This window comes from Cyanobium sp. T1B-Tous, assembly GCF_024345475.1.
In the GTDB taxonomy this organism is placed as follows: Bacteria; Cyanobacteriota; Cyanobacteriia; order PCC-6307; family Cyanobiaceae; genus Cyanobium_A.
This window is the reverse complement of record NZ_JAGQBE010000084.1, coordinates 1-8,849: the sequence shown is the minus strand read 5'-3', so window position 1 is coordinate 8,849 and position 8,849 is coordinate 1. Positions and strand designations below refer to the sequence as shown.

The 8,849-nt window shown below is 62.9% G+C and carries 5 protein-coding genes; all 5 read left to right on the top strand.

The features are described from left to right. Window positions 1–216 precede the first annotated feature (216 nt). Window positions 217–1,272, top strand: coding sequence for a restriction endonuclease (locus tag KBY71_RS13590; RefSeq protein WP_254929430.1), 1,056 nt, complete (start codon window positions 217–219; stop codon window positions 1,270–1,272). 141 nt (window positions 1,273–1,413) lie between these two features. Next, complete coding sequence (locus KBY71_RS13585; protein WP_254929429.1) at window positions 1,414–2,292, top strand: hypothetical protein; 879 nt, start codon at window positions 1,414–1,416, stop codon at window positions 2,290–2,292. Further along, window positions 2,289–2,846 carry a BREX protein BrxB domain-containing protein gene (locus tag KBY71_RS13580; RefSeq protein WP_254929428.1) on the top strand — a complete coding sequence of 186 codons (558 nt, stop codon included), beginning with the start codon at window positions 2,289–2,291 and terminating at the stop codon, window positions 2,844–2,846. Before KBY71_RS13585 ends, KBY71_RS13580 begins: the two co-directional genes overlap by 4 nt. Further along, window positions 2,843–6,331 carry a BREX system P-loop protein BrxC gene (gene brxC / locus KBY71_RS13575; RefSeq protein WP_254929427.1) on the top strand — a complete coding sequence of 1,163 codons (3,489 nt, stop codon included), beginning with the start codon at window positions 2,843–2,845 and terminating at the stop codon, window positions 6,329–6,331. Before KBY71_RS13580 ends, brxC begins: the two co-directional genes overlap by 4 nt. Window positions 6,332–6,337: 6 nt before the next feature. Beyond that, window positions 6,338–8,849: BREX-1 system adenine-specific DNA-methyltransferase PglX (locus tag KBY71_RS13570; RefSeq protein ID WP_254929426.1), on the top strand; the 2,512-nt coding region annotated here is incomplete at its 3' end.

The window sequence follows — 8,849 nt, the reverse complement described above, 5'->3', positions numbered from 1 at the left end:
AAGCTGGGGATGTTGGGTCAGATACTCCGTGCCTCGTTCCCGTTACCGCCAGGACCCGTTGCCACTTGGAGCAGATGCACCAGCGCCAGAGCTTTTTGGCCCGGAACAGCCCTTGCCATCTGGCATGCAGGTGGCTGAGCAGGGACAACTGGAGGTAATGCCACTAGGACCGTTGTTCGACCAACAGCGCCAGGGAATCAGCAGCGAGGAAAGGCCATGACCCTCTGGCTGATCCGGGCTGGTTCCCGCGGGGAACACGAGCAGAAGTTTCTCGATGAGGGGAAGGTGTATGTCGCCTGGGATGGGCTGAACGTCGACCTCAAGGCCCTGGCTGATCGGCAGGCGTTGATCCAAGCCATGGAGCAGCGCTACCCCGATGAAAAGCCCAAGGCCCTGATCAACTGGTCGTCGCAGGTCTGGTCCTTTGGCTGTGAGATGGCGGCGGGTGACTGGGTCGTGATGCCCTCCAAGATCCAGTCCGGTCTGTATTTCGGCGAGCTCAAGGGGAACTACCACTACGAAGCCTCAGGGCCCGATCCCTACTTCCATTGGCGTGAGATCAACTGGTTCAGTGGCCTGGTGCCCCGCAGCGCCTTCCCTCAGGACCTGCTCTATTCCTTCGGGGCGTTCCTGACGATCTGCAAGGTTCAGCGCAATGACGCCGAAGCCCGGGTGCGGGCGATGGCAGCACGTCAGTGGCAGCCGGAAACCATCTCGGCCTTTGCACCGAGGTCAGTGGCAGTAGCCCAGTCGCTTGCGCCGAGCGATGAAGGGGAAGCCAGCAACGTTGATCTGGAGGAGCTCGCGGCCGATCGCATCGTGCGGTTGATCGAGGCCCGCTTCAAAGGGCATGGCCTGGCCGAGCTGGTGGAGGCGATCCTCCAGGCCGAGGGCTACACCACCTACCGCAGCCCTGAGGGAGCTGATGGCGGGGCCGACATCCTGGCGGCAGGCGGCGAGTTGGGCTTCGGGGCGCCGTCGATCTGCGTTGAGGTGAAGTCGGGCGACACTCCTGCTGATCGGCCGATGGTCGACAAGCTGATCGGCGCTGGCCAGAAGTTCAATGCGGAAACCTGCCTGTTCGTGAGTTGGGCAGGGTTCAAGAGCAACGTGCAGAAGGAGCTGGCACGCGACTTCTTTCGCGTGCGGCTATGGAGCGGGAAGGAGCTTCTCGAAAAGCTCTTCGCTCACTACGACAAGCTCCCGGAGGAGATGCGTCTGGCGTTGCCTCTCAAACGAGTCTGGATGGTGGCTAGTCAGGAGCTGGATTGAGCCGGCAGCAGCAAGGAGCAATGAAACCCTGCACTTATGCAGCCTGCGCATAGTTCAGGCTCTAAGCGTGACGCCCCCAAAAGCCAGGCTGCGCCAGCCGATGCCAGGGGCCAGACTGCTGCAAGAACGCTGCTGAGCTGCATGCGCACCAAATCGCGGTGCGGCCTCCACCAGGGGCCTCCCAGGGCAGCCCAGACCCTCCCCTGCATGCCCGCCCGCCGCTCCGGTCCCAAGCCTTCGAAGCCGGCTGACGCCAAGGGCGACCTGGCGGCGCTGGGCTTCCGGGTGGCCGAGAGCGGCCCACACACCAGCAAAACCCTGATGCTGCAGGAGCTGGCAGCCCTGCTGGCAGCGGTTCCGGCTGATGCTCCGGCCAAGGCTTACCGAGCAGCGATCGTGGAGGAGAACGTGCTGGGCAAGCGCACCCTCTCCACCCGCAAGGAAACCGCCACCCGGCTCACCGCTCTGCATGGTCTCGATCCGAGCAAGCCACTGTTCCGGGTGCTGCGCCGGCTGTGGGCCGTGGATCCCGCCGCACACCCCCAGCTGGCCCTGCTTAACGGCCTGGCCCGTGATCCGCTGCTGATGGCCACCACAGCTCAGGTAATGGGGATGACCCAGGGCGAGCTGCTGCAGCGCTCCGAGATGGTGGCGGCGGTCCAAGGTTTCAGCCACGACCGGCTCAGCCCAAAGGTGCTCGATGCGGTGGCGCGCAACACCGCCAGCAGCTGGACCCAGAGCGGTCACCTCAAGGGCAGGGTCAAAAAGCTGCGGCAGCCGCTCAATCCCAACCCGGTGTCACTGGCCCTGGCGGTGTGGCTTGGCTACGCCAGTGGCAAGCGCGGCAAGGCCCTGCTCACCACCCCCTGGGCGACTGCGCTCGACAGTTCCAGCTCGGGGCTACTTGAGCTGGCGCAGCAGGCCAAACGCCTGGGCTTGCTCAAGCTTTCCCACGGCGCCGGGGTGGTCTCGATCGATCCCGGCGGCCTGGATCCCCTGCACGGAGGCCAGCAGTCATGAGCCGGATTGATGAACTGGCAGCGCAGTACTCAGACCACATCTCTGTGCCCTGGCAGCAGGGCCTGCCCGCAGCCAATCGGGTGGTGATGCTCGTCTACGAAAAAGAGCTGGAGCGGCACCTGCGGGCCAAGTTGCTGGAGTTCGAGCAGGCCACCAAAACAGCAGGCCATGGCTGGCAGCTGGTTGATCTCACCACGGCCTTCGCCGACTGGATGGGTGGCATGAAGTATCGGGAGGAGTACTTCGAGCGGCCTGACGACATCCGCCTCAAGCTGGATTCCAGCTTTTTGCGCCACGTGGCAGACCTGATCAAGGCCCAGCTCAGCCAAGCCACCGACAACGACGTCGTGGCGCTGCTGGGGGCGGGGAGCCTCTTCGGGTTCCTGCGGCTCTCCGATGTGATCAAGGAGGTGGAGCGCGAGATCCAGGGCCGTCTGGTTGTGTTCTTCCCCGGCCAGAAAGACGGCAACAACTACCGGCTGCTCGATGCCCGAGACGGCTGGAACTACATGGCGGTGGGCATCACCCGCCATCCCACAGGAGCGGTGGCATGAGCCAACAGATCTTCCAAACCCTGCAGCGCGACCCGCGCGTCAGCCCGCTGGCCAACAACGGCCAGGCGCGGATCACCACGCTCGACGACGAGAACGCTCGCCGTGAGCTGGAAGGCGAGCTCAGCACCTTCGTGTGCGATGGCCAGTACGGCCAGGCGATGGAGCGGATCCTGCAGAGCTATTTGGCCCAGCAGGGGCAGGCCAGACAGAACGCCGCCTGGGTGGCGGGATTCTTCGGGAGCGGCAAGTCGCACCTGCAGAAGATGCTCGGCCACCTCTGGGCCAACACTGAGGTGAGCCCGGGCAAGCGAGCCCGCGATCTGGTGCTGGAGCTGCCCGAAGGGGTGAAGACCCAGTTCCGCGAGCTCGACACCCTCGCCGCCAGAAGTGGCAAACCGCTGATGGCCGCCAGCGGCGCCATGCCATCCGGCGCTAAGGACGCCGTGCGCAAGACCGTGCTGGCGATCCTGCTCAAGTCGGTGGGCATGCCCGAGAAGGTGCCGCAGACGCGCTTCTGCTTCTGGCTGCGGGAGAAGGGCTACCTCGACGCGGTGCGCTCAGCTGTTGAGGCGGAAGGCAGCCGCTGGTTGGAGGAGCTCGATGAGCTCTACGTGAGCCCGGTGATCGCCGGAGCCGTATTGGAGCAAGACCGCGACTTTGCCGCCGGCAACCGCGAGGCGCGGGATGTGATCCGCCAGCAGTTCCCCAACAGCGACAGCGACATCACCACCGCCGAGTTCGTGCAGCTGGCCCGCAAGGCGCTGGCGCCCGATGGCGGTGAGCTGCCACACACGATGCTCGTGCTCGATGAGGTGCAGCAGTACATCGGCGACTCCAACGACCGGGCCACCGACTTTGTGGAAGTGGCCGAGGCATTGCAGACCGAGCTCGACAGCCGGGTGATGTTGGTGGCCTCCGGCCAGTCGGCGCTGTCGTCGGAAACGCCGCAGCTGCAGAAGCTCAAGGACCGCTTCCGCGTCACGGTGCAGCTGTCGGACACCGACGTGGAAACGGTGATCCGCAAGGTGATCCTGCAGAAGCGCGCCGATGCCCAGGCCGATGTGCAGCAGGTGCTGGAGACCAATGCCGGTGAGGTCTCCAAGCAGCTGGAAGGCAGCCTGATCAAGGAGCGCACGGAAGACCGGCAGGTGGCGGTGGCCGACTATCCGCTGCTGCCCACGCGCCGGCGCTTCTGGGAGGAGTGCTTCCGCAGCGTCGATGTGGCTGGCACCAACAGCCAACTGCGCTCGCAGCTGCGGATCATCTTTGACGCGGTCAAAGACATCGCCGAGGAAGACCTGGGCCGGGTGATCACCGGCGATGTGTTGTTCCAGGCGATGGGGCCCGACCTGGTCAACTCAGGCGTGCTGCTCAATGAGCTCAACAACCGCATCGCCGGCCTCGATGACGGCAGCGAGAAGGGCAAGCTCAAGCAGAGCCTGTGTGGGCTGGCCTTCCTGATCAGCCGGCTGCCGAGAGAGCAGGGGGCAGACAAGGGCATCCGTGCCACCGCCCGCACCCTGGCGGACCTGATGGTGCCGGATTTGCGGAAAGACAGCGGTCCGTTACGCAACCAGATCGCCGGCTTGCTGGAGGCGATGGCCGACGACGGCACCTTGATGAAGGTGGGCGATCAGCCCGGCCTGGAGGAATACCGCCTCCAGACCACCGAAGGCGCCCAGTGGCAGCGCCTTTTTGAAGAGAAGCGCCAGGCGGTTCGCAACGACGACACCGAAGTCACCTCCCAGCGCGAGCAGCGTCTCGGCGGTGAGCTTCAGAAGGAACTCAAAGCCATCCGCCTGCTGCAAGGCGACGCCAAGATCCCGCGCTCGATCTATCCGTGGCCCAACCCCGAGCCCCCCGTTCCATCAAATGAACAGGTGGTGGTGTGGATCCGCGATGGCTGGGGCTGCAGCGAGAAGGAGGTGCGCGATGCCGCCCGCGAGGCCGGTGCCGACGACCCCGTGCTGCACGTGTTCCTACCGCGCAGAAACGCAGAAGACCTCAAGAACCGGATCATCGACGCCACGGCCGCTCGTCGTGTGATTGATCACTACGGAACCCCCTCTTCTGCCGAGGGACAGGAAGCGCGGCAGGCAATGCAGAGCCGCCTGAGCCGCGCAGAAGAGGACTGCAACGAACTGATCGCCGATGTGATCGCCAACGCGCTGGTGCTCAAGGGCGGCGGCATCGAGGAGTACGGCACAAAGCTGAGCGAGAAGCTGCAGTCCGCAGCCTCAGAGGCCTCACTGGCCCGGCTGTTCCCTGAGTTCCATAAGGCCGACCATGGCAGCTGGGGCACTGCCGTGAAGCGCGCCAAAGAGGGCAGCGATGCTCCGCTCACGGCTGTGGGCCATCAGGGATCCAACGACAGCCATCCGGTTGCTCGCCAGGTGATCAGCACCATCGGTGGCGGCAAGGAGGGCAGCGCCATCCGGGCTGAGCTGCGCGTGTCTCCCTGTGGCTGGCCGCAAGATGCGATGGATGCGGTGCTGTTGGCCCTGCATCGCGATGGCACCCTCAGCGCCAAGGACAGCCAGAACAACCCGATTGCGGTTGGTCAGCTTGATCAGCAGAGCCTGGGCAAAGCGCGGTTTTACCTGCAGGAGGTGCGCCTCACCACCAAGGAAAAGCTGGCCGTTCGAGGCGTCTATGGCATCGCCGACGTCTCAGCACAGTCGGGGCAGGAGGAGGCCAAGGCCGTCGAGTTCCTCGATGCCATCGAGAACAAGGTGCTCCAATCCGGTGGCGAGGCCCCGCTGCCCCCGCCAGTGAGATCCACCCTGCTGAAGGAGCTGCGGCAAAAGAGTGGCCCCGAGCAACTCAAAGCGATCCTCGATGCCAAAGACCAGCTGCAGGAGCTGTGGGATCAGGCCTGCAGCCTGGGTGCCCTCAAGGACAAACGCCAGCCTGGATGGGAACGTCTGCAGGCTCTCCTGCACCAGGCCCAGGGATTGCCAGTGCACAAGGAGCTGGAGCCCCAGGTGGAGGCAATCCGGAGCCAGCGCTCACTACTTGATCCCACCACCGACTTCGTGACCCCGTTGCTCCAGCAACTGGAGCAGGCGCTGACTGCTGAACTGGAGCAAGCCCAGCAACAGGTGAGCCAGGTGGTGGTCGCGGAGCTGCAGCAACTGCAGGCCAGTGCCGAATGGCAGGGGCTGGCGGAGGCCGAGCGCAGCCGCATCAGCCAAGCGCTGCAGCTGCCCGTCTCCGTTCCACCGGCGTCGCCCGTTGAGCGCAGCCAGCTCCTGGAAGCACTCCAGCAACGCTCCATCACCGGCCACAAAGAACAGGCCGAGAGCATCCCCACCCGGTTTGCCAAGGCCCGCACCGCGGCGGCCAAGGCCCTGGAGCCCTCCACCCAGTCCGTGAAGCTCAGCAGTGGGGTGCTCAAAGATCCAGCAGTACTGGATGCCTGGTGGGCAACCGAGCGCCAGAAGCTGCTGACAGCCCTGCAAAACGGTCCGATCCAGATCAACTGATTTTCGATGCCCGCTCTCGCTTCCGATCTGCGCAGGACCCTCGAAAACACCGTGGTGAAGGCCCGGGACCTGGCCGAGCGCGGGGCGCGGGATGCCCTCACAGCCTTGGCGGTCGGTGCCAGCGAGCCCTTTGCCTCGATGAGTGAGGAGGAGCGCAAGCTGCGCAATCGACTACGCGCCCGCGGCCGCCAGCTGGGGGATCAGCGCGATCCCCAGAAAGGTACCCAAAGCATCGAGCGGTTGGTGCGGGAGATGGCCTATGAGCACTGGCACCGGATGTTGTTTGCCCGCTTCCTGGCGGAGAACCAACTGCTGATCGAACCCTCTTCTGGGGTGTCGATCAGCCTCGATGAATGCGAAGAGCTGGCTGCAGAAGAAGGAACCGATCTCTGGGGATTGGCCGCGCAATTTGCCCAGGACATGCTGCCCGAGATCTTCCGCACGGACGATCCAGTGTTGGCGCTGAGGTTGCCCCTGGAGATCCGCCAGCAACTGCAGGCTCTGGTGGCGGGGTTGGAGGCCGAGGTGTTCACCGCCAGCGACAGCCTGGGCTGGACCTATCAGTTCTGGCAGACGAAGCGCAAAAAGGAGGTGAACGACTCCGGCGTGAAGATTGGCGCCGATGAACTCTCACCGGTCACACAGCTGTTCACCGAGGACTACATGGTGGACTTCCTGCTCGACAACACCCTCGGCGCCTGGCACGCCGGCAAGATGCTTGCCGCGAATCCTGAGCTCGCCAGCACGGCCCAAACCGAAGACGATCTGCGCCAGGTCGTGGCCCTTCCCGGCTGCACCTGGAGCTACCTGCGGTTCGTCAAGTCAGACGAAGGCACGTGGGCACCGGCGGCTGGAACCTTTGAAGGCTGGCCCAGAACTGCTGCTGAACTGACCTGCCTTGATCCCTGCATGGGCAGCGGACACTTCGTGGTGGCGATGTTTGAGCGGCTGGTCGCCTTGCGCCAGGCCGAGGGCGAGCAGCTGGAAGCCGCAGCAGTGGCAGCTGTGATCGAGGGCAACCTGTTCGGTCTGGAGATCGACCCGCGCTGTACGCAGATCGCTGCATTCAACCTGGCGCTGGCTGCATGGCGCCGCGTTGGCCATTGCAAGTTGCCAGCGATGAACCTCGCCTGCTCTGGCCTGGCCCCGAACGCGCGAGAAGCCGACTGGCTGGCGATTGCTGGCGACAACGAGCGGCTCAGGAATGGCATGGAGCGGCTTTATAGACTTTTCCAAAAGGCTTCGGTGCTGGGCAGCTTGATTAACCCGCGCGCTGATGAGGGCGATTTACTGGTAGCAGGGTTCCAAGAGCTTCAGCCACTGCTGGAGCAGGTGGTGGTTCAGGAGACTCAAGACGATATTGCGCATGAAATGGCAGTGGCCGCTCATGGTCTAGCCAAAGCTGCGCAAATCCTCGCTGGCCAATTCACGCTGGTCTCCACCAACGTGCCTTACCTCGGCCGCGGTAAGCAGGTCGATTCAATGCTTGCTTACTGCGAGAACGCACATGCTGAAGCCAAAGCTGATCTCGCCACTTGCTTCATCGAGCGATGCCTCAAGTTTTGTGGTAGCACTGGAAGCACCGCAGTTGTATCCCCACAAAACTGGTTATTTCTGACATCATACGCAAAGCTTCGGGACGCATTTCTAAAGCGATATCAGTGGGACATGGCCGCTAAGCTTGGCCCCCGGGCTTTTGAGGCGATTGGCGGCGAAGTTGTGAACGTAGTTTTGATTGGCCTCTCCGGCTGTTCACCTTGCGCCGGCCATGAACTGACCGGGCTCGACGCAGGTGAAGAAAAAACTCCCGCGAAAAAGGCGGCATTTATTCGCACTCAGCCTCCACTTCGAGTTGGCCAAAGTAGTCAGCTCGGGAATCCTGACGCTCGGTTAATCCTTTCTCCTCTCAACAGAGCCTCTCTTTTGGAATCTGTCGCCGAGGCATCTCATGGCCAGGGCAGTTTTGATTCACCAAGATTCTCGGTTGCTTTTTGGGAGGTCAATGGGATTCAAGATGGCTGGGTAGCGCAACAATCAACCCCTGCGCTAATTCAAGACTACGGTGGGTGCTATTTCCTTTTTAGGTGGGAGAACGGTGAGGGCGGGCTAGCAGAGATGATGAATGCGAAAAAGGAGGACGGCTATTCAAGTGGAAAATGGAAGGCGGGCGTTCAGCAATGGGGGAAATTGGGGGTCTTGGCAGGCCAGATGGGCGAATTACCTTGCACCCTCTACTTGGGGCAGTCATTCGACGAAAATGCCTCAGTCGTGATTCCACACCATCCGTCAGACCTTCCTGCTCTATGGGCATTCTGCACATCCGATGAGTTTCGTCCCGCGCTGAAGGAGATTGATCAGTCTATAAAGATCACTTGCAAGACCTTGGTCAAGGTCCCCTTTGATCTGGCGCGGTGGAAAAAGGTAGCGGAGGAGAGATATCCAGATGGATTACCAAAACCATTTTCAAGTGACCCGACGCAATGGCTATTCAATGGGCACCCTTCTAGTTCTGAGCATC